The sequence below is a fragment of the Micromonospora ferruginea genome, from assembly GCF_013694245.2.
Taxonomy (GTDB): domain Bacteria; phylum Actinomycetota; class Actinomycetes; order Mycobacteriales; family Micromonosporaceae; genus Micromonospora; species Micromonospora robiginosa.
The window spans coordinates 2605384-2629770 of the sequence record NZ_CP059322.2 but is presented as its reverse complement, the minus strand read 5'-3'; the positions used below and the strand labels follow the sequence as shown (position 1 = coordinate 2629770).

General features: G+C 73.8%; 22 protein-coding genes and 1 pseudogene. 10 read left to right on the top strand and 13 right to left on the bottom strand.

Annotated elements, in window-relative coordinates; all coding sequences use genetic code 11:
• Positions 1 to 18: 18 nt before the first annotated feature.
• Complete coding sequence (locus H1D33_RS10985; protein WP_246411444.1) at positions 19 to 783, bottom strand: HAD family hydrolase; 765 nt, start codon at positions 781 to 783, stop codon at positions 19 to 21.
• A gap of 85 nt (positions 784 to 868) precedes the next feature.
• Here H1D33_RS10985 and H1D33_RS10980 point away from each other — a divergent pair, with 85 nt between their 5' ends.
• Positions 869 to 3649, top strand: coding sequence for a DEAD/DEAH box helicase (locus H1D33_RS10980; protein ID WP_181568164.1), 2781 nt, complete (start codon positions 869 to 871; stop codon positions 3647 to 3649).
• A 164-nt stretch (positions 3650 to 3813) separates the two neighbouring features.
• Positions 3814 to 4749 carry an MHYT domain-containing protein gene (locus tag H1D33_RS10975; protein ID WP_181568165.1) on the top strand — a complete coding sequence of 312 codons (936 nt, stop codon included), beginning with the start codon at positions 3814 to 3816 and terminating at the stop codon, positions 4747 to 4749.
• A 186-nt stretch (positions 4750 to 4935) separates the two neighbouring features.
• Here the strand turns inward: H1D33_RS10975 and H1D33_RS10970 are convergent, their stop codons facing one another.
• Entirely contained in the window at positions 4936 to 5478 is a 543-nt protein-coding gene (locus H1D33_RS10970; RefSeq protein WP_181568166.1) for a GNAT family N-acetyltransferase, read from the bottom strand.
• Between the two features lie 340 nt (positions 5479 to 5818).
• Positions 5819 to 6742, bottom strand: a complete 924-nt coding sequence (locus tag H1D33_RS10965) for a 5'-3' exonuclease (RefSeq protein ID WP_181568167.1) — start codon at positions 6740 to 6742, stop codon at positions 5819 to 5821.
• A gap of 62 nt (positions 6743 to 6804) precedes the next feature.
• On the opposite strand from H1D33_RS10965, the gene H1D33_RS10960 reads away from it, so the two are divergent.
• Both H1D33_RS10960 and H1D33_RS10955 read left to right on the top strand, forming a co-directional pair.
• Positions 6805 to 7878 carry a DUF4037 domain-containing protein gene (locus tag H1D33_RS10960; RefSeq protein WP_181568168.1) on the top strand — a complete coding sequence of 358 codons (1074 nt, stop codon included), beginning with the start codon at positions 6805 to 6807 and terminating at the stop codon, positions 7876 to 7878.
• A 165-nt stretch (positions 7879 to 8043) separates the two neighbouring features.
• The gene (locus H1D33_RS10955) at positions 8044 to 10611 is read left to right on the top strand and encodes a discoidin domain-containing protein (RefSeq protein ID WP_246411446.1); all 2568 of its coding nucleotides are present in this window, start codon (positions 8044 to 8046) and stop codon (positions 10609 to 10611) included.
• Here H1D33_RS10955 and H1D33_RS10950 read toward each other — a convergent pair.
• From H1D33_RS10950 to H1D33_RS10935, 4 genes are all read right to left on the bottom strand, one after another.
• Positions 10510 to 11319 carry a glycosyltransferase family 2 protein gene (locus H1D33_RS10950; RefSeq protein ID WP_181568170.1) on the bottom strand — a complete coding sequence of 270 codons (810 nt, stop codon included), beginning with the start codon at positions 11317 to 11319 and terminating at the stop codon, positions 10510 to 10512. The genes H1D33_RS10955 and H1D33_RS10950 overlap by 102 nt on opposite strands.
• Positions 11320 to 11413: 94 nt before the next feature.
• A complete protein-coding gene (locus H1D33_RS10945; RefSeq protein WP_181568171.1) occupies positions 11414 to 12046 on the bottom strand; it encodes an ElyC/SanA/YdcF family protein in 633 nt (210 codons plus the stop codon).
• Between the two features lie 57 nt (positions 12047 to 12103).
• The gene (locus tag H1D33_RS10940; RefSeq protein ID WP_181568172.1) at positions 12104 to 12361 is read right to left on the bottom strand and encodes a DUF4873 domain-containing protein; all 258 of its coding nucleotides are present in this window, start codon (positions 12359 to 12361) and stop codon (positions 12104 to 12106) included.
• Positions 12358 to 13065, bottom strand: a complete 708-nt coding sequence (locus H1D33_RS10935) for a TetR family transcriptional regulator (protein WP_181568173.1) — start codon at positions 13063 to 13065, stop codon at positions 12358 to 12360. Before H1D33_RS10935 ends, H1D33_RS10940 begins: the two co-directional genes overlap by 4 nt.
• Before the next feature lie 47 nt (positions 13066 to 13112).
• Here H1D33_RS10935 and H1D33_RS10930 point away from each other — a divergent pair, with 47 nt between their 5' ends.
• Positions 13113 to 14015: an AurF N-oxygenase family protein gene (locus H1D33_RS10930; RefSeq protein WP_181568174.1), complete on the top strand. Its 903-nt coding sequence runs from the start codon at positions 13113 to 13115 to the stop codon at positions 14013 to 14015.
• Between the two features lie 55 nt (positions 14016 to 14070).
• On the opposite strand, the pseudogene H1D33_RS10925 reads toward H1D33_RS10930, so the two are convergent.
• The 5 genes and pseudogenes from H1D33_RS10925 to H1D33_RS10905 form a co-directional block, all read right to left on the bottom strand.
• Positions 14071 to 15518 (bottom strand): annotated as a pseudogene (locus H1D33_RS10925) (cellulase family glycosylhydrolase).
• A 142-nt stretch (positions 15519 to 15660) separates the two neighbouring features.
• Entirely contained in the window at positions 15661 to 15948 is a 288-nt protein-coding gene (locus H1D33_RS10920) for a BON domain-containing protein (RefSeq protein ID WP_414685504.1), read from the bottom strand.
• 23 nt (positions 15949 to 15971) lie between these two features.
• Positions 15972 to 16508 carry an STAS domain-containing protein gene (locus H1D33_RS10915; protein WP_181568175.1) on the bottom strand — a complete coding sequence of 179 codons (537 nt, stop codon included), beginning with the start codon at positions 16506 to 16508 and terminating at the stop codon, positions 15972 to 15974.
• Positions 16505 to 16819, bottom strand: coding sequence for a hypothetical protein (locus tag H1D33_RS10910; protein ID WP_181568176.1), 315 nt, complete (start codon positions 16817 to 16819; stop codon positions 16505 to 16507). The genes H1D33_RS10915 and H1D33_RS10910 overlap by 4 nt, the downstream gene beginning before the upstream one ends.
• Positions 16820 to 16828: 9 nt before the next feature.
• Positions 16829 to 17200 carry an STAS domain-containing protein gene (locus H1D33_RS10905; protein ID WP_181568177.1) on the bottom strand — a complete coding sequence of 124 codons (372 nt, stop codon included), beginning with the start codon at positions 17198 to 17200 and terminating at the stop codon, positions 16829 to 16831.
• Between the two features lie 149 nt (positions 17201 to 17349).
• Here H1D33_RS10905 and H1D33_RS10900 point away from each other — a divergent pair, with 149 nt between their 5' ends.
• The 4 genes from H1D33_RS10900 to H1D33_RS10885 all read left to right on the top strand — a co-directional run bounded on the left by H1D33_RS10900 (position 17350) and on the right by H1D33_RS10885 (position 20892).
• Positions 17350 to 18024: a response regulator transcription factor gene (locus H1D33_RS10900; RefSeq protein ID WP_181568178.1), complete on the top strand. Its 675-nt coding sequence runs from the start codon at positions 17350 to 17352 to the stop codon at positions 18022 to 18024.
• Entirely contained in the window at positions 18021 to 19370 is a 1350-nt protein-coding gene (locus tag H1D33_RS10895) for a sensor histidine kinase (RefSeq protein WP_181568179.1), read from the top strand. The genes H1D33_RS10900 and H1D33_RS10895 overlap by 4 nt, the downstream gene beginning before the upstream one ends.
• On the top strand, positions 19367 to 19930 hold the full coding sequence (locus H1D33_RS10890) for a GerMN domain-containing protein (protein WP_181568180.1): 564 nt from the start codon (positions 19367 to 19369) through the stop codon (positions 19928 to 19930). Before H1D33_RS10895 ends, H1D33_RS10890 begins: the two co-directional genes overlap by 4 nt.
• 152 nt (positions 19931 to 20082) lie before the next feature.
• Positions 20083 to 20892: a SigB/SigF/SigG family RNA polymerase sigma factor gene (locus H1D33_RS10885; protein WP_181568181.1), complete on the top strand. Its 810-nt coding sequence runs from the start codon at positions 20083 to 20085 to the stop codon at positions 20890 to 20892.
• A gap of 114 nt (positions 20893 to 21006) precedes the next feature.
• Here the strand turns inward: H1D33_RS10885 and H1D33_RS10880 are convergent, their stop codons facing one another.
• Positions 21007 to 23034 (bottom strand): glycosyl hydrolase family 28-related protein, encoded by a 2028-nt coding sequence (locus tag H1D33_RS10880; RefSeq protein WP_181568182.1) that lies wholly within the window; start codon positions 23032 to 23034, stop codon positions 21007 to 21009.
• 175 nt (positions 23035 to 23209) lie between these two features.
• Here H1D33_RS10880 and H1D33_RS10875 point away from each other — a divergent pair, with 175 nt between their 5' ends.
• On the top strand, positions 23210 to 24211 hold the full coding sequence (locus H1D33_RS10875) for a LacI family DNA-binding transcriptional regulator (protein WP_181568183.1): 1002 nt from the start codon (positions 23210 to 23212) through the stop codon (positions 24209 to 24211).
• Positions 24212 to 24387 lie beyond the last annotated feature (176 nt).

Below are 24387 nucleotides of genomic sequence, written 5' to 3'. Positions count from 1 at the left end.
CCTAGCCGGGGCGCCCGCTCAGCCGACGCCGGCCAGGTCGAGCACCGCGCCCAGCCCGTTCGGCCGGCCGGCGTCGGCGGCGGGCAGCACCAGCACCCCGCAGCCGGCCGCCACCGCGCCGGCGTCGGCCGGGGTGTCGCCCACCATCAGCGTGTGCTCCGGGTCGACGCCGAGCATCCCGCAGGCCCGCAGGAAGATGCCCGGGTCCGGCTTGCACCGCCCCACCTCGTACGACAGCGCGTACGCGTCGACCAGCGCGTCGAGACCCCAGGCGGCGAAGAGCGGGCGCAGGTCGAAGCCGATGTTGCTGACCACCGCCACCTTCACCCCGCCGGCGCGCAGCGCGCCGAGCACCGGGGCGGTGTCCGGGTAGGGCAACCAGCCCTCGGGCACCAGCACCCGCTCGTAGAGCGCGTCGGCGAACCCGTCGATGCCGGTGTCGACGGTCTCGGCCAGCCCGGTGTAGGCGCCCCGGTGGGCGTGCGGGTAGAGGTCGCGGTCGGCCCACAGCTCGGCCAGCCGGGGCGGGACCCGCGCCGGCAGCGGCCCACCCGCCCGGCCGGCGGTGAGCAGGCGGTCGGCGAGCGAGGTGGCCCGGATCCGGTCCAGCTCCACCCCGCAGGCGGACGCGGCGGCGAGCACCCAGGCCAGCGGCTCCTCCACCTGAGCGAGGGTGCCGTGGAAGTCGAAGAGCACCGCCTCCACGGGCCGGCGGGACGGGCTCGGGCGGACGGCGTCGTCGGCGCCGCTCGAGGCGTGGGGCAGTTCGGTACGGTCCGGCACGTCGTGCACCCTACCGACCGCTCCGACCGCCCTGCCGGATGGCCTTGACCGGTGGTCGTCGGCGGTACCGATTAATCTTGGATGCATGTCGAGCCCCGCCGAGCGGTACGCCGCGGCGCGCCGCCGGGCCGCGCAGGCCTCCGCCTTCCCGGCCCTGGACGAATTCTCCCGCGATCTCGGGTTCGACCTCGACGACTTCCAGCGCGAGGCGTGCGAGGCCCTGGAACGGGGCAGCGGGGTGCTGGTCTGCGCGCCCACCGGCGCCGGCAAGACCGTGGTGGGCGAGTTCGCGGTGCACCTGGCGCTGCGCGAGGCGCCCGGCGGCGACGGGCCGGCCGTGCGGCGCAAGTGCTTCTACACCACGCCGATCAAGGCGCTGTCCAACCAGAAGTACCACGACCTGGTCGACCGCCACGGCGCGGAGCAGGTCGGCCTGCTCACCGGCGACAACGCCATCAACGGCGACGCGCCCGTGGTGGTGATGACCACCGAGGTGCTGCGCAACATGCTCTACGCCGGCTCGGCCACCCTGGAGGGCCTGGCCTACGTGGTGATGGACGAGGTCCACTACCTGGCCGACCGGTTCCGCGGCGGGGTCTGGGAAGAGGTGATCATCCACCTGCCGGAGTCGGTCACCCTGGTCTCGCTGTCGGCCACCGTCTCCAACGCCGAGGAGTTCGCCGACTGGCTGGTCACCGTGCGCGGCGAGACCACGGTGGTGGTCTCCGAGCACCGGCCGGTGCCGCTCTGGCAGCACATGCTGGTCGGCAAGCGGATGTTCGACCTGTTCCACGACGCCGACGCGGCCCGCAAGCACGACGTGCACCCCGAGCTGCTGCGCTACACCCGGGACACGGTGCGCCGGCTGGAGTTGGGCGAGGGGCGCAGCGCCGGCCCCGGCGGCGGGCGTCGCGGCCCCCGCTGGCGGGGCCCGATGCGCCCGGACATCGTCGACCGGCTCGACCGGGAGGGGCTGCTCCCGGCGATCCTGTTCATCTTCAGCCGGGCCGGCTGCCAGGCCGCCGTCCAGCAGTGCCTCGCCGCCGGGCTGCGCCTGACCTCACCCGAGGAGCGCGCCGAGATCCGGGCGGTGGTCGAGTCGAGGATCACCGCGATCCCCGGCGAGGACCTGACCGTGCTGGGCTACTGGGAGTGGCTCGACGGGCTGGAGCGCGGGCTGGCCGCGCACCACGCCGGCATGCTCCCGGCGTTCAAGGAGGTCGTCGAGGAGCTGTTCGTCCGGGGCCTGGTCAAGGCGGTGTTCGCCACCGAGACGCTGGCCCTGGGCATCAACATGCCGGCCCGCTGCGTGGTGCTGGAGCGGCTGGTCAAATTCAACGGCGAGGCCCACGTCGACCTCACCCCGGGCGAATACACCCAGCTCACCGGCCGAGCCGGCCGGCGGGGCATCGACGTCGAGGGCCACGCGGTGGTGGTCTGGTCACCGGAGACCGACCCCCGGCACGTCGCCGGCCTCGCCTCCACCCGCACCTATCCGCTGCGCTCCAGCTTCCGGCCGTCCTACAACATGGCGGTCAACCTCGTCGGCAGCGTCGGCGCGGAGCCGGCCCGGGCGCTGCTGGAGTCCTCCTTCGCGCAGTTCCAGGCCGACCGGTCGGTGGTCGGCCTGGCCCGGCAGGTGCAGCGCAACACCGAGACGATCGAGGCGTACGGCGCGGAGGCCGCCTGCCACCAGGGCGACTTCGACGAGTACTTCGCGCTGCGGGTGGCGATCGCCGACCGGGAGCGGGCCATCGCCCGGCAGGGGCAGACCCAGCGCAAGGCGGCGGCGGTGGAGTCGCTGGAGCGGCTGCGGGTCGGTGACGTGATCCGGGTGCCGTCGGGGCGGCGGGCCGGCCTGGCCGTGGTGCTCGACCCGGCCACCGGCGGCTTCGGCGAGCCCCGCCCGCTGGTGCTCACCCAGGACCGGTGGGCCGGCCGGGTCACCCCGGGCGACTTCACCAGCCCGGCCGAGGTGCTCACCCGCATCCGGGTGCCGAAGCACTTCAACCACCGGTCGCCGGCGGCCCGGCGCGACCTGGCCGCCGCGGTCAGCGGCACCGGGCTGGACCGGCACGGCGGCCGGCGGGGCGGGCGTTCCCGCCAGGCGGTGGGGGAGGACCACCGGCTCAGCCAGCTCCGGGTCGAGTTGCGCGCGCACCCCTGCCACGCCTGCCCGGATCGGGAGGAGCACGCCCGCTGGGCGGAGCGGAGCCGCCGGCTGGAACGCGACACCGAGGAGCTGCGCCAGCGGGTCAGTGGGCGGACCGGTTCGCTGGCGCGTACCTTCGACCGGATCGTCGCGCTGCTGACCGCGCGCGGCTACCTCGCGCCCGACGGTGAGGTCACCGACGCGGGCCGGATGCTGGCCCGGATCTGGACCGAGGCGGACCTGCTGGTCGCCGAGTGCCTGCGCCGCCGGGTGTGGGACGGGCTCTCCCCGGCCGAACTGGCCGCCGCCGTGTCGGTGGTGGTCTTCGAGGCGCGGCGCGACCTCGACGAGCGGGCGTCGCTGCCGCGCGGCGCGGTCGGCGACGCGGTCGACGAGACACTCAAGCTGTGGGGCGACATCGAGGCGGACGAGGCGGCGCGCGGCCTGACGGTGACCCGCGAGCCGGATCTCGGCTTCGCCTGGCCGATCTACCGCTGGGCGCGCGGCGAGGCGCTGGCCAAGGTGCTCGCCAGTGGGCACCAGATCGACGGCGAGATGCCGGCCGGCGACTTCGTCCGGTGGGCGCGGCAGGTGGTCGACCTGCTCGGCCAGATCGCCGACTCCGGGGGCGCCTCGACCGAGCTGCGGGCCACCGCGCGGCAGGCGATCTCGGCCGTGAACCGGGGCGTGCTGGCCTACCACGCCTCGGCCTGACGATCACTTTCGGTCACCTCGGCCGGAAATCGACGCATCGCTGCGTCATCACGACACCACCCCCCGAAACCCCCGGGGGGCGGTGTCGTGCCTGGTCAGGCCCTGCCGGATCATTGCCCAGGCGCGGCGTTCACGCGCCGGTAGCGGATCGGGGGAAGGTCACCGTGGGCGAGATCAATCACTTTGAGTACGGGTGGATCACACCCGCGCTCAGCTACGCGCTGTCCGTGCTGGGCTCGGCGCTCGGCCTGGTCTGCGCCGGCCGGATCCGGACCGCCACCGGGGCCGGCCAGCGCGCCTGGTGGGGTCTGCTCGCGGCCTGGGCGCTGGGCGGCACCGCCATCTGGGCGATGCACTTCATGGCCATGCTCGGCTTCGCCGTCAGCGGCACCCGCATCCGCTACGACGTGCCGCTGACCGCGGCCAGCACCGCGATCGCGGTCGGTGCCGTCGGCATCGGCCTGGCCATCGTGGGCACCGGCCGGCTCGGCGCGACCCGGCTGCTCGCCGGCGGCTTCTTCACCGGCGCCGGGGTGGCCGCCATGCACTACACCGGCATGGCGGCGATGCGGCTGGACGGCTCGCTCGGCTACGACCCGCTGCGGGTCGCGCTCTCCGTCGTCATCGCGCTGGTGGCCGCCACGGTGGCGCTCTGGCTGGCGATGACCGTCCGGCGCGGGCTGGCCATCATCGCCTCCGCGCTGGTCATGGGCGTCGCCGTGAACGGCATGCACTTCACCGGCATGAGCGCGCTGTCGGTGCACCTGCACGAGACCCGCGGCGGAACCAGCGGCACCGAGGTCAGCGGACTGCTGGTGCCGATCGTGCTGGCCGTGGTCTTCGGCGTGGTCGGGCTGGTCTACGCGCTGCTCGCCGCGCCCTCCGACGACGACCGGGCCGGGGCCGCGTACGTGTCCGCCCGGCTCGACGGCGCGACCCCGCCGGCCGAGGCCGGGCCGGCGCCGGACCCGGTGGGCCTGCGGGCCCGCTCCGCGCCGGAGCAGTCCGCGCCGGACCCGGTGGGCCTGCGCGCCCGTTCGACGCTGGCGCAGCCCGGCGCCCAGTTCCCGTCCCGCCGCAGCACCGACCCCCGGCGCTGACCCGCCCCGCTCCAGCGCCTCCGCCCCCGCTTCCACTCGCCGATCTTGGACTTGTGGCGCCTCGGATGTCCGTCATGCGCGTTTTGTCGACGACCACAAGTCCAAGATCGGCGAACCGGGACGTGAGGAGCCGCGTCGGGGCGGGAGGGGCGGGACGGGTGCGGCGGCGGATCTTGCCGTGGTCGTTCATTCCGGTTGGTGGGCAGGTCGGCGGCTGAGCGTGATCCAGTAGCGGCGGACCCGGACCTGCCCGGTGTCGAGGATTCCCTGGAACACGCCGCCCTGGCTCTCGATGGTGCGCGCCGAGGCGAGGTTGTCCTCCAGGCAGGGAATGAGCACCCGGTGCAGACCCAGCACGGTGCGGGCCTCGCGGAGCATCTCGCCCAGGGCCCAGCTCGCCAGGCCGCGGCGGCGCGCGGAGGGGCGTACGCCGTAGCCGATCTGGCCCAGGTCGTCGTCCTGCCAGTGCCGCATCGCGATACCCCCGAGCACCTGCCCGTCCTCGACGATCCAGCGGCAGGAGGCGTGCCGCTCGTCGGGGCATGGCGCCCCGGCCCCGTGGTCGAGCCGGACACGTCGCCGCACCCAGTCCGCGAAGCCGTCGGGCGAGTCCAGGTCGTCTTCGGGGTCGATGCCGAAGCCGTCCTCGTGCAGACCGGGTCCCCAGTCTTCGCGGCAGTCCTGGAAGGCGACATACAGCCTGGTGGTGGGCGATATCAGAGTTGGCATGCGAGCCACCGTAGCCACGGCCCAGGCCTCCGGCGATCCCCTCGGATCCACCGTGGATCATGGCCACAGGCCGCCGCTGCCTCCGGCGAGGCCGTGTGCTTGGGGAGAGTACGTGTGTGCTCGCCCGGGCGGCCCCCGGGAGTCTCAGGGTGGGTGAGTGGCCACTGGGGAGGCAGGGCACCCCGGCTCGCGAAGGCTGAGCATGGGCGAGGCGAGTGATCTGCGTCACAAAATGGTCGTGGCACCGACCGCGACGCCAAGATCGTGGACTTTTCTCCGTGCCTGGCAGACGCCCCGGTCGACGCCGCACGTGACGCCTACCGCCGGTCGCGCTGAGAGGTCAGGGGTGCGGCGTGGCCAGGGCGTCCACCAGGCGGCGGCAGGAGCCGGCCAGGTTCCAGCGCTGGGCCAGCTCCAGCAGGCGGTCCGGGTCGGCGGGGGCCGTCGGCAGCGTCGCGTCCAGGTCGGGCAGCGGCACGTCGGTGGCGACCCGGACCACCTTCGGCGCCACCGCCAGGTAGTCGCGCGCGCCGTCGAGCTTGCCACGCAGCCCCGGCGCGAAGCCCGAGCCGGGGTCGTCCAGCGCGGCCAGGATGCCGTCGAGCCCGCCGTAGCGGTCGATCAGCCGGGCGGCGGTCTTCTCGCCCACCCCGGGCACCCCGGGCAGGCCGTCGCTCGGGTCGCCGCGCAGCGCGGCGAAGTCGGCGTACCGGTCGGCGGGCACGCCGTAGCGGGCGCGGACCGCGGCGTCGTCGCAGTCGTCCAGCTTGGCCACGCCCCGGCCGACGTAGAGCAGGCGGGTCGGGTGGGCGTCGTCGACGAGCTGGAACAGGTCGCGGTCGCCGGAGACCACCTCGACCGGGCCGGGCTGGGTGACCGAGAGCGTGCCCAGCACGTCATCGGCCTCGTAGCCGGTGGCGCCGACCGCCGGGATGCCGAGCGCGTCGAGGACCTCCAGGATTATCGGCACCTGCGGGGACAGCGTGTCCGGCACGACCTCGCCGCCCTCCGGCGCGACCCGGTGCGCCTTGTACGACGGCAGCAGCTCCACCCGCCAGGCCGGCCGCCAGTCGTGGTCCATCGCGCAGATCATCCGGTCCGGCCGCCGGGTGCGCACCAACTGGGCGAGCATGTCGAGGAAGCCGCGCACCGCGTTGACCGGCTGACCGTCGTCGGTCTTGGCGGCCGACTCCGGGATGCCGAAGTAGGCGCGGAAGTAGAGGCTGGGGGAGTCGATCAGCAGGATCGGGGGTCGGTGTGCCACGCGGACCAGCCTGGCACACCCCTGGGACGAGATGGGGGACGGCGGGTGGGCACACTGGCGGGGTGACGTTCGTACCCGGCCTGGTGCTGGCCCGCCGGTTCCACGACGAGGTGGTGGCCCCGCTGTTGGCCCGCCGGCTGCCCGGCGTGGCGTACTCCGCCGGGCTGCTCGACGGTGGCTCCGAGCTGTTCGGTCTGGACACGCCGCGTTCCACCGACCACGACTGGGGGCCGCGTACCCAGGTCTTCGTGGCGGACGCGGCGGGGGCCCCGGTGGTGCGGGCCGTGCTCGACGCGGAGCTGCCGGCGGAGTTCCTCGGCTGGCCGGCCCGGTTCGCCGGTGGCCCGGCGGTCCGCTTCGGCGTGGTCGCGGCGGACGGTGACCGGCACGGGGTACGCGTCGACGAGCTGGGGTCGTGGCTGCGGGACCGGCTGGGCGTCGACCCGCGCGCCGGCCTGTCGACGGCGGACTGGCTGGCCACCCCGACGCAGCGGCTGGCGGAGTTGACCGGCGGGGCGGTGTTCCACGACGGGCTGGACGGCGCGCTCGCCGACGTGCGGGCCCGGCTGGCGTGGTACCCGGACGACGTGTGGCGGCACGTGCTGGCGGCGTGCTGGCAGCGGGTGTCGCAGGCCGAGCACCTGGCCGGTCGCTGCGCCGAGGTCGGCGACGAGGTGGGCAGCCGGGTGGTCACCGCCGGGCTGGCCGGTGACCTGATGCGCCTCGGCCTGCTGCTGCACCGCCGCTGGCCGCCGTACCCGAAGTGGTTGGGTTCGGTCTTCGCCGGCCTGCCGGCGGCCGGGCCGGTGGTGGACGCGCTGGCCGTGGCGCTCGGCGGCGGTGACTGGGCGGCCCGGCAGGCCGGCCTGGTGCGGGCGTTGGAGACGGTCGCCGGCTGGACGAACGACGCCGGGCTGGCCGCGCCGGTGGATCCGACGGCGCGACCGTTCCACCACCGGCCGTTCCTGGTGCTCGACGCCGGGCGGTTCGTGGCGGCGCTGCGCGCGGCGATCAGCGACCCGGAGCTGCGTGACCGGGCGGCGGTCGGCGCGGTGGACCAGTACGTGGACAACGTCGACGTGCTCACCCACCCGGACCGGATACGCCGGGTGGCGGCGGCGGTGCTGCCGGACTGACCGCGGAGGGCGCAGCGCCCGGGGGTTGCTTAGTTCCGGACTTTTCACAAGGCGCGAAAAAAGCCCCTCCACGGGCTTCCGGGAATTGACATGCGCCACTGCGTACGGGGATGGTCCAGACGCTTCACACCCCCGACCCGCACTCCACCCGTCCCGGAGATGCCCATGTCACCTCTCCCGTCCCGACGACGCCGACCGCTGCTCGCCGCGCTGACCGCCCTGCTCGCCGCCGTGGCGTTGGTCGCGCCGCCCGGACCCGCCCGGGCCGCCGACCCGCTGCTGTCCCAGGGCCGCCCCACCACCGCCTCCTCCACCGAGAACGCCGGCACCCCGGCGTCCAACGCCACCGACGGCAACGCCGGCACCCGTTGGTCGAGCGCGTTCGCCGATCCCCAGTGGATCCAGGTCGACCTCGGCGCCACCGCCACCGTCTCCCGGGTCAGCCTCGCCTGGGAGGGCGCGTACGCGCGGGCGTACCAGGTGCAGACCTCGACCGACGGCGCCACCTGGACCACCGTGTTCAGCACCACCAGCGGCGACGGCGGCACCGACGACCTGACGGTCAGCGGCACCGGCCGCTACGTCCGGGTGAACGGCACCGCCCGGGCCACCGCCTACGGCTACTCGCTCTGGGAGTTCCAGGTCTACGGCACGACCGGCGGCGGCAGCGGCTGCGACACCGCGACCAACGCGGCGCAGGGCCGGCCGGCCACCGCCTCGTCCACCGAGAACGCCGGCACCCCCGCCTCCGCCGCGGTCGACGGCGACCCGGGCACCCGATGGGCCAGCGCCGCCGCCGACCCGCAGTGGCTCCGGATCGACCTGGGCAGCGTCCGCACCGTCTGCCGGGTGGTGCTGAGCTGGGAGGCCGCCTACGCGCGGGCGTACCAGATCCAGACCTCCACCGACGGCGCCACCTGGACCACCGGGTACGCCACCACCACCGGCGACGGCGGCACCGACACGGTGACCGTCAGCGGGTCCGGTCGCTACCTGCGGGTGTACGGCACCGCGCGGGCCACCGGCTACGGCTACTCGCTCTGGGAGGTCGCGGTGAACACCACCGGCGGCGGCACGATCCCGGGCGGTGGATCGCTCGGGCCCAACGTGCTCACCTTCGACCCGTCGATGTCCGCCGCCACCATCCAGGGCCAGCTCGACACCGTCTTCCGCACCCAGGAGTCCAACCAGTTCGGCACCCAGCGGTACGCGCTGATGTTCAAGCCGGGCGACTACTCCGGCATCAACGCGCAGATCGGCTTCTACACCTCGATCATGGGGCTCGGCCGGAACCCCGGCGACGTGCGGATCCACGGCGACGTCACGGTGGACGCCGGCTGGTTCAACGGCAACGCCACCCAGAACTTCTGGCGCTCCGCGTCGAACATGCGGGTCTACCCGTCCGCCGGGTTCACCCGCTGGGCGGTCTCGCAGGCCGCGCCGTTCCGCCGGATGGACATCCAGGGCGACCTCAACCTGGCGCCGAACGGCTACGGCTGGGCCAGCGGCGGCTACATCGCCGACAGCCGGGTGACCGGCGTCGTCCAGCCGTACTCGCAGCAGCAGTGGTACACCCGGGACAGCAACGTCGGCGGCTACCTCAACGCGGTCTGGAACATGACCAACTCCGGTGTGGTCGGCGCGCCCGCCACCAGCTTCCCGAACCCGCCGTACACCACGCTGGCGCAGACCCCGGTCAGCCGGGACGTGCCCTACCTGTACCTCGACGGAGCCGGCGCCTACCAGGTGTTCGTCCCGTCCACCCGGACCAACGCCAGCGGGGCGTCCTGGCTGGGCGGCGCCACCGCGGGCACCTCGATCCCGCTGAGCCAGTTCTACGTCGCCAAGCCCGGCGACTCGGCCGCCACCATCAACGCCGCCCTGGCCCAGGGGCTGAACCTGCTGTTCACCCCCGGCGTCTACACCGTCGACCAGACCATCGCGGTCAACCGGGCCGGCACGGTGGTGCTCGGCATCGGCTACCCGACGCTGGTGCCGCAGAACGGCGTGGTGCCGATGACGGTCGCCGACGTCGACGGCGTACGCCTGGCCGGCCTGCTGTTCGACGCCGGCGCGGTGAACTCGCCGGTGCTGCTCCAGGTCGGTCCGGCCGGCTCGGCGGCGCGCCACACCGCCGACCCCACCTCGATCCAGGACGTGTTCTTCCGCATCGGCGGCGCGCACGCCGGCAAGGCCACCACCAGCCTGGTGGTCAACTCCGACGACGCGCTGATCGACCACATCTGGGCCTGGCGCGGCGACCACGGCACCGGCATCGGCTGGACCGTGAACACCGCCGAAACCGGCCTGATCGTCAACGGCGACAACGTCACCGCGCTCGGGCTCTTCGTCGAGCACTACCAGAAACACGAGGTGATCTGGAACGGCGAGAACGGGCGGACCATCTTCTTCCAGAACGAACTGCCGTACGACCCGCCCAACGCGGCCGCCTGGACGAACGGCTCACGGGTCGGGTACGCGGCGTTCAAGGTCGCCGACAGCGTCACCTCGTTCGAGGGCTGGGGGATGGGCAGCTACTGCTACTTCAACGTGGACCCGACCATCGCCGCCTACCACGCCTTCGAGGCGCCGACGCGGTCCGGCGTGCGGTTCCACGACCTGCTCACCGTCTCACTGGGCGGCAACGGGTCGATCACCCACGTCATCAACGACACCGGCGCCACCGCGCAGGGCACCGCCACCGTTCCGGTCAACGTGGTCAGCTATCCCTGACCCGGCCCGCCGCCGCCCGGGGGTGAGCACCCGGGCGGCGGCGTAGCCGACCAGCGGCCGGTAGATCCGCACCGAGTCGGCCAGCGCCGAAAAGTGCGACCCCGCGTTACCGGCGTGGTAGCGGGTGGCGATGTCGACCTGCTCGATCGGCAACCCGGCCCGGGCCGACTCCAGCAGCACGTTCATCTCGTACTCGAACCGGTCGCCGGGGATGGTGGCGAGCCAGCGCAGCAGCCCGGCCGGGTAGGCGCGCAGGCCGGTCTGGGTGTCGCGCACGTCGCGGCCGGTGGCCAGCCGGAACGCCGCCCGGGTCGCCGCGTTGCCGAACCGGCTGCGCGCCGGCACCTCCCCGTCGAAGCGGCGCACGCCCAGCGCCTGCGCGCCGCTGTCGCGCATCCGCTCGGCCACCCGGACCACGTCGGACACCTCGTGCTGGCCGTCGGCGTCCACACACACCACGCCGTCGCCGGGGCGATGCGTCGTCGCGTACCGGAAACCGGTGCGCAGCACCACGCCCTTGCCCCGGTTGATCCGCCGGCGCAGCACGGTGGCGCCCCGGGCGCGGGCCGCGTCCAGCACCGCGGCGGCGGACGGGCCGCTGCCGTCGTCCACGACCAGCACGGACGCGCCGGGCAGCGCGGCGACGAGGTCGGTGACGAGCGGCGGCAGCTTGTCACCCGGCCGGTACACCGGCACCAGCACGATCACGGAACCTCCCGGAGTTCGCTCGCCCGCCGGCACGGTCCGCCGGGTCGATCGCGCACCGTCGTACCCCCGGCGCCGGTCCGCGAATCCACCGTGGTCAACGACCGCCGAGGAGCCGTTCCACCCGGTGCGCGGCGCGGGTCAGCCCGCGCTCGCGCCGCAACAGCGCCTCCGGGGTACGCAGACCGAGATAGCCGAGCCGGCAGGCGACCCGCGCCGCCCGCTCCCGCCGGGCCGGCACCGGGTCCGGGCCGGTCACCGGCACGTCCAGCAGGGCCGCGCCGCGTAGCCCGAGGACGCGGCCGGCGAGCAGCCGGATCCGGGGCAGGTGCCACGGATGGGAGACCAGGCCGAGCGGGTGTGCGGGGGTGAACCGGGCCGCGCCGAGCAGTCCGTCCTGGACGGTGAGCGCGAGGTTCTGCAACGTGGTGCGGGAGCGGGTCTCGGCGTCCAGCCGGGCGTACGCGTCGAGGCCGGCCTCGCGGGCGAGGGCGCGCATCAGTTCGCCCTCGCGGTATTCCGCGGGCGGGTCCGGCGCGCCGGCCGGCCCGTGCGGCCAGCCGCCGGTGAACACCACGCGCGCGTCGGTCGCGGCCCGGAACCCGGCCTCGTGCGCGTGGACGTACGCGACGGCGGCGTGGGTGCGGGCGACGCTCTCGGCGGTGAGCCGGTAGCCCCCGTCGTCACCCACCACCCCCCGCCCGAACACGAGCAGCACAGTGGCGGTCATGATCCAAGAGTAAGGCGGGGGCCTTTTAACAGACGTCTGTTAAAAAGGGCCCCCGCCTTACACCCAGGGCGGGGGGCCGACGCCGGTGATCCGTACGCCGCCCCACGGGTCGACCTCGGTGAGCCGGGCGCGGGCGACCCGCTCGCCGACCCGGATCTCGACGTCGCGCCGGCCGGCACGCAGCAGCCGCGCCACCCGGGGCTCCGGCTCGATCCGCCCGGCCCAGTGGTAGCGGCCGTCGACCGGCTCCCACCGGCCGGCGGCGTGCAGCCGCACCGGCGTGCCGGCCACCTCGGCCGGGCCCTGCCAGCTCACGGCTCGATCCGTTCGTGCGCCCGGGTCAGCTCCGGCGGCAGGTCGGCGCCGCGCCGGACCCCCTCGATGCCGCTCCACAGCAGCGTGGTCAGGTAGTCGGTGAGCGCCTCCCGGCGGATCGGCTGCCCGTGCGTGGTCCACCAGTCGCCGACCGCCTGCACGAAACCCACCAGCCCGTACGCCCACGGCTCGGCCGGGCCGGCGTCGAGGCCGAGCGCCCGCAGCCGGTCGCCGATCACCCGGGCCAGCCCGGTGGCGACCTGCCGGCTGGTGCCGGTGACCACCTGCTGGATGCCGGGGTGGCCGGCCTCGTGCACGAGGAAGCGGTAGAGCGACGGCTCGGACTCGATCACGCTCAGGTACGCGTCGATGGTCGCCTCGACCAGTGCCCGTTCCTCGCGGACCTGCGCCACGGCGGGCGCGATGGCGTCCACCACGCGGGCCGCGACCACCTCGCTGACCGCCAGCCAGAGCTGCGCCTTGTCGGCGAAGTAGCGGTAGAGCACCGGCTTGCTCACCCCGGCCGTGGCCGCGACCTGGTCCATGTCGACGGCCGGGCCGTGTCGCAGCAGCGCCTGCACGGCGGCGCCGATCAGCTCCTGCCGGCGCTGCTCGCGGTGGCCGGCCCAGCGGTCGCGCCGGCCGGTGCGCGGTGGGTCCGGCGTGCCGTCGGAGGCATTGACATCGGTGGAGGTGCGTCGCATGCTACCACTCGTAACAGTTACCGGAAGTTACGTCAACTGGAGGGGTCATGGAGCGGACGCCGGCCGGGTTCCCCCGCGAGGCGGTCGCCGACCGCCTCCTCGCCGCCTCGGTGCGGACCAGCTACGAACCGCTTGTGGACCTCGACTGGTCGGCGCCCCCGGTGCCGGGCGCCTACTGGATGCCGGCCCGACGCAGCAGCCTCTACGGCACCTCGCTCTGGGCGGAGATGACCGAGGACCAGCGGATCGAGCTGACCAAGCACGAGGTGGCCGGCGCGGCCAGCGCCGGGCTGTGGTTCGAGACGATCCTCATGCAGATGCTGATCCGGCACTACTACGACGCGGACCCGACCAGCCGGCACGCCCAGTACGCGCTCACCGAGGTCGCCGACGAGTGCCGGCACTCCATCATGTTCGGTCGGCTGATCGAGGCGATGGGCTGCCCGGTCTACCGCGCCGACCCGGTCGACCACCTGCTCGGGCGCTGGCTCAAGGCCACCGCCACCGGCCCGCAGATGTACGCGTCCATCCTCATCGCCGAGGAGATCCTCGACTCGTTCCAGCGCGAGGCGATGGCCGACGAGTCGGTGCAGCCGCTGATCCGCATGGTGTCCCGGATCCACGTGGTGGAGGAGGCCCGACACGTCCGCTTCGCCCGCGACGAGCTGGCCCGCCAGGTCGAGGCCGCCGGGCCGGTCGCGCTCGCCTACGCGCGCCTGGTGATCGGCCGGGCCGCGCACTCGATCAGCCGGCGGCTGGTCAACCCCCGGGCGTACGCGGCGGTCGGCGTCGACCCGGCGGTCGGCCTGGCCGCGGCCCGGAGCAACCCGCACTGGCGGGCCACCCTGCGCTGGTCCGCCCAGCGGATCGCCGAACACCTGGACGGCCTCGGGCTGATCGCCGGCCCGGGCCGCGCGCTGTGGCGACGCTCCGGCCTGATCGCGCCCTGAGCGGGGGCGGGCCGGCGGCGACCCGAAGGGGGGAGGGTCGCCGCCGGCCGCCCGGTCAGGAGGTGGGGAAGGTGTCGGGGGTGCGGATCCGGTCCCGCATGTACGCGCCGGACTCGGTGAGCACCGACGGGCCGGTGAAGGTGCCCGCCGCGCAGGTGCCCGGACGCAGCGCCGCGCTGCCCTCGGCGGCGTCGGAGAACGTCCAGTTGGCGTAGCTGATCTTCAGCCGGTCGAGCAGGTCGAGCCAGGCGTTGCTGCTGGCCACGTCGACCGCGCCGTCACCGGTGTAGGTCACCGTGCCGAACTCGGTGACGAACAGCGGCAGCCGGGAGGCGGCCCGCTGCACCTCGTTGCGGTAGTTGTCCTTGTGCGACGCGGCGTAGAAGTGGAACGTGTACATGATGTTGTCCGCCCGGACCGGGTTGTTGACGATCTCGTCGGAGTTGCCGCCCTCGGAGACGCCCAGCGACGACCAGCCCCGGGTGCCGACGATGACCACCGCGTCCGGGTCGGCCGCCCGGATCACCGGGATGACCTGCTCGGCGTAGGAGCGGATGGTCGACCAGCTCACCCCGTTGGGCTCGTTGGTGATCTCGTAGATGACGTTCTTCTTGGCGGCGTTGCGCGACGCCACGTTGGCGAAGAACGTCTTGGCCCGCTCCAGGTTGTACATCGGGTCGCCGGGGGTCAGCGTGTGGAAGTCGATCAGCGCGTACATGCCCCGGGCCTCGGCCTTGTCGACGAGCGTGTTCACCTGGTTGGTGAAGGCCGTCGGGTTGGTCTCGTAGCCCTTCTCCTGCACGTACATCGAGATGCGCAGCAGGTCGGCCCGCCAGTCGTCGGCCAGCGCGGTGAGCGAGGTGTCGGTGTAGCAGTTGGCGAACCACTGCAACCCGTGGGTGCTCATGCCGCGGAGCTGGATCGGGCGGCCGTACTGGTTGCAGAGGTTGACCCCGCAGACCCGTAGCTGCCCGTTGATCGCCACCGGCGTGGTGCCGGTCGGCGGCGGGGTCGTCGGGGGTGGGGTGGTGGGCGGGGAGTGGTCGGCGGGGGCGTGCTCGGCGGCGGGGTGCCGGTGCCGCCGGTGCAGACCGTGCCGTTGAGCGTGAACGAGGTGGGGTTCGGGTTCGACCCGGTCCACGACCCGTTAAAGCCGACGGTGGTGCTGGCGCCGGTGCCGAGCGACCCGTTGTAGTCCAGGCTGCGGCCGGTCACCGCGGATCCGCTCTGCTGCCAGGTGGCCGACCAGCCCTGCACCACGCGCTGGCCGCCGTCGGGGAAGGTGAAGCCCAGCGTCCAGTTGCTCATCGGATCGCCGAGGTTCTTGATCGTCAGGTTGGCGGTGAAGCCGCCCTGCCAGGAGTTGGTGGTGTAGGTGACGGCGCAGCCGGTCGCCGCCATCGCGTTCGTGGCCGGCAGGACGGCGGTCGCCGCCAGGGCGAGAGCGCCGACCGCGCCGCCGACGAGCAGGTGCCGCCGGGACGGACGGGGGATCGAGAACATGCGGGAAGGTCCCATCTGGTGGGGGGTGTTCGGACGGTGCCCGTCGTGAACCTGCCCGGAAAGCCCGACGTGGCGCCCTGGGGAGCGCTCCCACGCAGAGGGTAGAGGTGGACGCCGATGCGTGCAACCGCCGTCGGCGAGGTCAGCGCCGGGAGCGGCGACCGCCGTAGAGCCGCAGCGCGTTGCACACGTCGAACACGCCCGGCACGTCCCAGGCCAGCTCGGCGGCGACCCGCCGGGTCTCCGGGTCGGCGACCAGCCCGGCCAGGATCACCACCCGGTTCTGCACGGTCACCGTGATCTGCTGCCGCCGGGTGGTCCAGTCGGCGCTCAGCCGCTGGGCGACCAGTGACGAGAGCCGCACGTCCGGGTCGTCGGGCTCCGGCCCGCCGGTGAACGGGAACTCGGGGTACGGCCAGGGCATCATCACTGCGGAGGCTCCTTCTTCTTCGATCATGACCGCCCGCCGGGCGCGGCGCCCGACGTCGGGGCGCGGTCGTCGACGACGCCGAAGACGCCGTCGAGCCGCATGGTGTGCAGCACCGTGAGCACGAACCGCGACGGCGCCACCAGGCAGAGCTGCCGGCCGTCGCGCCGTGCCTCCTGGTGCGCGCGGACCAGCAGGCCGAGGCCGGCGGAGTCGATCACCTCCAGGTCGGCGAGGTCGACCAGCACCCGGTCACCCCGGACAAACCGGTCGGCCAGCGCCCGTCGTACCCCCTCGGCGGAGGCCTCCTCGGGCGCGGCCCGCGGGCCCCCGACCTGCTCCAGGTCGTCCATGCCCAGGCCGTCGTCGGCGACCGCCGCGCGGACGCTGCACCGGGGGCAGTGGTGCGGCCCGGAGGCGAACGGCGAGCCGACCCAGTCGTGCTCGAACACCAGTGTCCACACCACCTCGGCGTCCGGCAGCGTGGTGCCGGGGCCGGTGACGGTATCGCCGCAGCCGTCGCAGATGAGCATCATCAGGTGTTCCGCCGGTACGACCGTCACACCTCCTCCTTCCGCCGGGCGCCCCGGTCGCGGGGCGTCCGAGGTCCCGCCGTCGACCGCCCGGCGGCGAGCACCGCCAGGATGACCGCCACCGCGGCGAAGCCCGACTGCACCAGCAGCGGCAGCAGCGGTGAGCGCGCCGGCCGGTGGTCGACCAGCCCGGTCACGATCGCGCCGAGCAGGGCGGCGGCCACCCCGAGCGCGAGGGTCAGCCAGACCGGCGCGGCCGTGCGCCCCGGGATCACCAGGCGGCCCACCCCGCCGACCGCGAGCCCGACGACGAGCGCCCCGACGAGCGTGCCGATGGTCACCACGCCTCCTCAGCGCCGGTCGGACGTGACCCGGGCCCGGCCGCGCGCGGCCGGGCGGGGCGAGTCGACGATGGGTACGGTCGCGCCGACCCCGGCGGTGGCCAGGATGCGCCGGATCCGGGGATGGGGGTTGCTGAGCACGAGAGCCCCGTCACGCCGGCTCAGCCGACGGTGCACGTCCAGCAGCAGGGCGATGGCGGCGGCGTCCACGTGGCGACACTCGGCGAGGTCGATCGTCACCTCCCGGGGCCCCAGCGCGAGGATCTGGTCGAGAACGTGCGCGACCTCGGGCAACCCGGCGAGGTCCAGCTCGTCGGTGATCTCCACCCGCACGTGCGGCACGGTGGGGTCCGGCGGGGAGGACGGCAGGGTGCTGGTCATCGGGTCGCTTCCGTGAGAGGGCCAGGGCGCTTCCCACTCTCGGCGGCGACCGTGGAGGTCCCCGGACGGTTGGATGACGGTTCGATGACAAAAACCGTGAGCGGCCGACGCGATTGGGCGACCCGTGCTGGGCCGGTCATGATGCCCATATGACGGCCGTACTGGTGATCGAGGACGACGACCGCATCCGGCTCGCGCTACAGCTCGCCCTGGAGGAGGAGGGCTACGACGCCGACGGGGCGGCGACCGCGGAGGAGGGGCTGCGCCGGCAGCGGGAGAACCCGGCCGACTACGTGCTGGTCGACCTGATGCTGCCCGGGATGAACGGTTTCGACTGCATCCGCCAGCTCCGCCGCGACGACGACGTCCCGGTCGTGGTGATCAGCGCCCGCGACGACACCCACGACATCGTCGCCGCGCTGGAGGCCGGCGCCGACGACTACGTGGTCAAGCCGGTCGCGATCAAGGAGCTGTCCGCCCGGCTGCGGGCCCTGCGCCGACGGGTCCGCACCGTAGCCGGCCCCGCGCCCGCCCAGTTCTTCGGCGACCTGGAGATCAGCGCCGAGGCCGGCGAGGTCCGCCGCTCGGGCGAACCGGTGCCGGTGACCCGCACCGAGTTCCGCCTGCTCTGCGAGCTGGCCGAGCACGCCGGCCGGGTGCTGTCCCGCCAGCAGTTGCTGAGCCGGGTGTGGGGCTACGAGACCGGCGACGAGCGGCTGGTCGACGTGCACGTGGGGCGGCTGCGTCAGAAGATCGAGTCGGACCCGGCCAACCCCCGTCACCTGGTCACCCTGCGTGGCCTCGGTTACAAGCTGCAACGATGAGCCGACCGGGACTACGGGCCAGGGTCACCGCCGCGTTCGCCGTCGGGGCGCTCCTGCTGGCCGCGCTGATGGCCCTCTTCTCGTACGACCTGACCCGCCGCTCGCTGCTCGACGAGCGTGAGCGCGCCGCGGTCCGGGCCGCCTACTACGACGCCGCCGTGGTCCGTTCCGGCCTGGACACCGGCACCCCGGACGTGGTGGCCGTGCTGCGCTCGCTGGACACCGGCAGCGCCCGGCGTCCGCTGCTGCACCTGCGCACCGGCTGGTACGCCCGCACCGCCGACGTGGGCGCCAGCTCGGTGCCGGTGGAGCTGCAGCGGGTGGTGGCCGAGGGGCAGCCCGCCGTGCAGCGGATCCGCCTCGACGGGCAGCCGACGCTGCTGGTCGGCGTGCCGCTCCCGGGTGAGCTGGGCTACTACGAGCTGACCTCGCTGCGCGAGGTGGAGGACACGTTCCAGGTGGTCGGGCTGGCGCTCACCGCGGTCGCGATCATGGTGGCCGGCGCCGGCGCGGCGCTGGGCTGGTACGCCACCCGTAACAGCCTCCGGCCGCTCACCGCGGTGGCCGACGCCGCCGAGCGGATCGCGGCCGGCGACTTCGCGACCCGGCTCGACCCGACCACCGACCCCGACCTGACCCGGCTGTCCACCTCGTTCAACGAGATGGTGGACAAGCTGGTGCAGCGGATCGACCGGGACCGCCGCTTCGCCGCCGACGTCAGCCACGAGCTGCGCTCCCCGCTGCAGACGCTTGCGGCGGCCGCCAGCGTGCTGAACCGCCGCAAGGAGCACCAGGACGAGCGCACCGCCACCGCGGCGGGCCTGGTCGCCGACGAGGTGGCCCGCTTCCAGCGCCTGGTCGACGACCTGATCCAGCTCGCCCGCACCGAGCAGCCCGCGCACCGCGAGACGGTGGACGTGGCCGAGCTGGCGCGGGCCGCCTGCCGGGAGCGGTCACTGCCGGAGAGCCTGGTGCGGGTCGGCGACGGGGTCCCGCACGAGTGGTGGGTCGACCGGCGTCGGTTGGCCCAGATCCTGCTGAACCTGCTGGAGAACGCGGAGCGCTACGGCGGCGGCCCGGTCGCCGTCCGCCTCGACGTGGTGGACGGTGCGGGTGTGCTGGCGGTCGACGACGAGGGGCCGGGCGTGCCGGCGGCGGACCGGGAGGCGATCTTCGATCGGTTCGTCCGGGGCCGGGCGGCGCACGCCCGGGCCGGCACCGACGGCACCGGCCTGGGGCTCGCCCTGGTGGCCCAGCACGCGGCGGCGCACGGCGGCACGGCCGCCGTGCGGGACCGCAACCCGGGCGCGCGCTTCCGGGTCGAACTGCCGGGGGCGCTGCGGTGACGGCGCGGCGGCTGCTCCCGGCGTTGCTCGCGGCCGTCCTGCTGGCCGGGTGCGGCGTCCCGGTCGACGACGAGCCACGGTTGGTGCGGGAGCCGCCCGGCCGGTTCCCGACGCCGGCGGGCACCTCGACCGCCGACCCGGACGGGCGGGTGGGTGAGCCGTTCTGCTTCGTCCGGGACGAGGGGCTGGCGGTGGTCAACCGCCGGGTCGACGGCCTGCCGGGGGTGGACGCCCACCTGCAGCACCTGCTGGCCGGGCCGGACAGCGCGGAGCGGCGCAGCGGGCTGGCCACCGCGCTGCCGGGCACCGTGGTGGTGGCCGGGGCGACGCTGACCGGCGGCGTCGCCACCGTCGACGTGCGGCAGGCCGGGCAGGAGGCCGGCCGTAACGACGAGGTGCTCGCCTTCGGCCAGATCGTGTGCAGCCTCACCCAGCGGCCGGACGTGGACAGCGTGGCGTTCCGGCGCGACGGGCAGCCGTTGGAGGTGCCGCGCGCGGACGGCAGCGTCTCGGCGCTGCCGCTCACCGCCGCCGACTATCGGCCGTTGATGCCCCGCTGACCGCCATCTCCGGTCTGTCCCGGTGCTATGTCCGGATAAGAGGTTAAACATCCATCGGCCGTTCGGTTGATTTGACGGTGAACTTTGGTCTAGTGTGGCTGGCACGACCGGTGTGGGAGTCCACCCCGTTCTCCGAGGACAGGAAGGGCAGCATGACCACGATGACCATGGCACCGTCCGTCACCGAGGTGCACCGCGCGCCGCAGACCGGTGCGGAGAACCGTGCCGGCGAGCTGATCGCGGCGCTCGCCGAACTGCCGGCGGACCACCCGCGGCGGGCCGCCCTGCGTAACCAGGTCATCGAGGCGTGGCTGCCGCTGGCCAACCACCTGGCCGCCCGCTACAGCGGTCGCGGCGAGCCGGCCGGCGACCTCGCGCAGACCGCGGCGCTGGGCCTCATCAAGGCGGTGGACCGGTTCGACGCCTCGCGCGGCGTCGACTTCGCCGGCTTCGCCATCCCGACCATCCTCGGCGAGATCAAGCGCCACTTCCGCGACCGCACCTGGAACATCCGGGTGCCGCGTCGCCTCCAGGAGCTGCGGCTGCGCATCTCCGAGGCGAACAGTTCGCTGACCCAGACGCTCAACCGGGCGCCCACCGTCGCCGACATCGCCGCCCACCTCGACGTCACCGAGGAAGAGGTGCTGGAGGGCCTGGAGGGTGCCCGCGCCTACAACGCGGTCTCGCTCTCCACCCCGATCGGCGACGGCGACAGCGCCACCGAGCTGGGCGACACGCTCGGCACCGAGGACAACGAGTACGAGCTGGCCGACCTGCGCGCCTCGCTGGGCCCGGCGCTGGCCACGCTCGACGAGCGGGAGCAGAAGATCCTCACGCTCCGCTTCTACGGCAACCTGACCCAGAGCGAGATCGCCACCCGGGTCGGCGTCTCCCAGATGCACGTGTCGCGGCTGCTCGCCCGCGCGCTCACCAAGCTCCGCGGCCAGCTCACCGAGGCCTGAGAAGTAAGGAAGGGCCCCCGCTTAACGCCTCCGGTATAGGCGGGGCCCCTTTCTAACACCCCTGCTCGCACCGCGACCGCCACCGGCTCCGCCGGTGGCGGTCGCGTCATGCGGTCACCAGGTGGACGGCGGGGGTGGCGGCACCACCGGCGGACGGTCGTCGCAGGTGATGGTGTTGGGCAACAGCCACGGGGCCAGCCAGCCGCCGTCGTTGCCGCCGAGGTCGGTCAGCCGGAACTCCGACCCGGCCGGGGTGAAGTGGAACGAACCGCAGTTGTTGACCCCGACCGCGCCCACGTTGCGCGCGTCGACGTCGGCGAAGCTCGCCCCGCCGGCGGTCCGGGCGCTGACCACCGACGTGCCGGTCCCGTCCACCCGGACGTCGCGGAAGGCGACACCGTCGATGCGGACGCTGTCCTTCACCGGCCAGTCACTGACCAGCATGATCGCGTTGTAGGTGCTGTCCAGGTAGGCGTCACCGACCACCTGGATGTCGGCGTCGATGCTGCGGTCCAGGGCGTAGAACCAGATCGCGCCGAGGCCGATGTTCCAGTTCAGGTCGTACGTGCCGGCCCGGACCGTGGTGTTGCCGGTGACCCGGATCCGGCCGGCGAACGGCTCCGCGCCGAAGCGGGCGCCCAGGTGGATGGCGCTGCCCTCGCGGACCGGATCGGCGATCAGGTTGTGTGCGACGGTCAGCCCGGCGCCGCCGTAGAGCGCGATGCCGTTGGCCAGCACCGGTGACTGCACGGTGTTGTACGCGAACGTGTTGGACGCGTTCGCGGTGCCCTCCGACCACATGGCCAGCGCGTCGTCGCCGCTGTTGCGCACCACCGTGTCGGTGACCGAGGAGTGCGTGACGCCGGTGTGGAAGTTGAGCCCGTCGGCGATCTGGTCGGCGATCACCGTGTCGGTGACGCGCAACCCGGTCATCGGGCCGTCGAACCACATGCCGACCTTCGTGTGGTGCAGGTAGAGGCCGTCGATCGTGCTGTGGCTGAGCGCGCCGCCGACGCCGTTGACCTGGTCGGTGTCGATCCGTTCGCGGACGTCACCCTCGATCGCGAAGCCGGAGAGGTGCACGTCGCGGCTGCCGCCGTCGGCGGCGTCACGGCCGTAGAAGCCGACGCCGGTGTGCCGGGAGCCGTCGGGCGCGGGCGGGTCCAGGGCCACCTCGCGTCCCTTCACCACGGTGTACCAGCTACCGGCGCCGGCGATGGTCACGTCGTCCACGACGATGTGCCGGTTGACCTGGTAGGTGCCCGGCGGCAGGTAGAGCGGGCGGTGCGCCCGCCGGGCGTGGGCCACGGCCCGGTCGAACGCGTCGGCGGACTCCCGCCGGCCGGTCGGGTCGGCGCCGAAGGCGAGCACGTTCACCGCGCGGGGGATCGTCCGGGGCGGTGCGACCAGGTGCGTGTCCAGCAGGTCGATCACGGTCCAGGCGGCGGCCGTGCCGGTGGGCGCGGTCAGCCGGACCACCTCGCCGGCCCGGTGGGTCCGGCCGAGCAGCATCCGCTGTTCGTCGTAGAAGTGGTGCGGCCGGAACGGCTTGCCGATGACCGGTGCGGGCGTGGTGGCCGCCGGCACGCAGGAGCACTCGGTGATCCACCAGTCCGGGTGCAGCAGGTCGGCGTCGGGGTCGTTGGTGAACGGGTACTGGTTGTAGAGCCAGGCGTACTGCGAGGTGAGCGTCATGGTGCGCGCGGGCGCGCGGCCGACGGCCACCCGCAGCGGCGCGGTGATGCCGCCGCCGCCCGGCGCGTCCGGGATGCTGTAGCGCACGGTGAGCGCGTTGGTGGCGCGGGGCAGCGTGAACTCGACGTGCTGCCCGGGGAGCAGGCGCACGGCGCGCCGCCCGGACGCCTCGCCGGCCAGGGTGTAGGCCGAGCGGTCGGGGCCGATGACGGTGCCGGTGGTCCGGGCGTGCTCGGCCTCCTGCTCCAGGTAGTCGACCCGGGCGCCACGCCCGGCGACCAGCGCCGGGTCGAGCGCGGCCCGGGTCGTCACGACGGCGGGGCCGCCCGGCGCGGGCGATGCCGCGGCGGCGCCGGGCGGGACGACCAGGGCGGCGGCCGTGGCCACGGCGGCGAGGAGTTTCGGTACGGACGGACGGCCCGCCGGGCCGGGAACGCTCCGCTGCATCGGAGCACCCACTTTCTCGGGGGAGTGGACGGTGGCGGCCATGTTATTCCTGAACTCTGTCGTCATTCAAGCATCAATATGCCCAGATCTTTCGAGCAGCAGACGCGTCGGCATGACCGAAACCGGACCGAGCCGCTGTTCATTTCTTGCAAGAATCTGACGTACGATTGCCGCCGTGACGAAGCGCTTGACCGAGGTGGCCCGCAAGGCGGGCGTCAGCGAGGCGACCGTGAGCCGAGTGCTCAACGGCCGGGGCGGGGTGTCCGAGGCGACCCGCACGGCGGTGCTGACGGCGCTCGACGTGCTCGGCTACGAGCGCCCGACGAAGCTGCGCGGGGAGCGGGCCCGGCTGGTCGGCCTGGTGTTGCCGGAGCTGCAGAACCCGATCTTCCCGGCGCTGGCCGAGGTGGTCACCGGCTCCCTCGCCCAACGGGGCTTCACCCCGGCGCTCTGCGCCCGCACCATCGGCGGCGTGCCCGAGTCCGGTTACGTGGAGATGCTGCTCGACCACCAGGTCAGCGGCGTCATCTTCGCCGGCGGCTCGTACGCGCTGGCCGACGCGTCGCACGAGCACTACCGGCGGCTGACCGACCGGGGCCTGCCCGTCGTGCTGGTCAACGCCGGCGTCGAGGAGCTGGGCTTCCCGCGGGTGTCCACCGACGACGCGGTCGCGGTCGAGCAGGCGTACGGGCACCTGCGCTCGCTCGGGCACGAGACGATCGGCATGGTGCTCGGCCCGGAGGACCACGTGCCGTCGCGACGCAAGCTGGACGCCATGGTCCGGGCCGCCGACTGGGGCGAGGACCGCGGCTACGTCGAGCGCTCCAGCTTCTCCATGGAGGGCGCCCGGGTGGCCGCGACGAAGCTGCTCGAACGCGGCGTGACCGGCATCGTCTGCGCCAGCGACGTGCTGGCGCTGGGCACCATCCGGGCCGCCCGGCGGCTCGGTCGCGCGGTCCCGGCCGACGTGTCGGTGGTGGGCTTCGACGACTCGGCGTTCATGACCTGCACCGACCCGCCGCTGACCACGGTACGGCAGCCGATCGAGACGATGGGCCAGGCCGCGGTCGACCTGCTGGTCACCCAGATCGAGGGGGCCGGCGTACTGCACGACGAGCTGCTCTTCGAACCCGAGCTGGTGGTACGCGGCTCCACCGCCCCCGCACCCCGTACCTGATCCCGCGCGCCACCCGGCCGTCGACCGCTCCCGCGGTCGACGGCCTTTTCGTGCGCTCGGTGGCGACCGTCGCGATCAGCCGTTGCAAAGTCGTGTTCTTTCGTCATCAGGTCGAAACCTTGCTGTGAAGAGTCGGCGTCGCTACATTGACTCCACCCACCAGCGGTTCCCGCACC

Coding starts and splice junctions, on each gene's coding strand:
- H1D33_RS10980 (WP_181568164.1), top strand. CDS start 869: ATGTCGAGCCCCGCCGAGCGGTACGCCGCGGCGCGCCGCCGGGCCGCG.
- H1D33_RS10970 (WP_181568166.1), bottom strand. CDS start 5,478: ATGCCAACTCTGATATCGCCCACCACCAGGCTGTATGTCGCCTTCCAG.
- H1D33_RS10955 (WP_246411446.1), top strand. CDS start 8,044: ATGTCACCTCTCCCGTCCCGACGACGCCGACCGCTGCTCGCCGCGCTG.
- H1D33_RS10945 (WP_181568171.1), bottom strand. CDS start 12,046: ATGACCGCCACTGTGCTGCTCGTGTTCGGGCGGGGGGTGGTGGGTGAC.
- H1D33_RS10935 (WP_181568173.1), bottom strand. CDS start 13,065: ATGCGACGCACCTCCACCGATGTCAATGCCTCCGACGGCACGCCGGAC.
- H1D33_RS10930 (WP_181568174.1), top strand. CDS start 13,113: ATGGAGCGGACGCCGGCCGGGTTCCCCCGCGAGGCGGTCGCCGACCGC.
- H1D33_RS10905 (WP_181568177.1), bottom strand. CDS start 17,200: ATGACCAGCACCCTGCCGTCCTCCCCGCCGGACCCCACCGTGCCGCAC.
- H1D33_RS10900 (WP_181568178.1), top strand. CDS start 17,350: ATGACGGCCGTACTGGTGATCGAGGACGACGACCGCATCCGGCTCGCG.
- H1D33_RS10895 (WP_181568179.1), top strand. CDS start 18,021: ATGAGCCGACCGGGACTACGGGCCAGGGTCACCGCCGCGTTCGCCGTC.
- H1D33_RS10885 (WP_181568181.1), top strand. CDS start 20,083: ATGACCACGATGACCATGGCACCGTCCGTCACCGAGGTGCACCGCGCG.
- H1D33_RS10880 (WP_181568182.1), bottom strand. CDS start 23,034: ATGCAGCGGAGCGTTCCCGGCCCGGCGGGCCGTCCGTCCGTACCGAAA.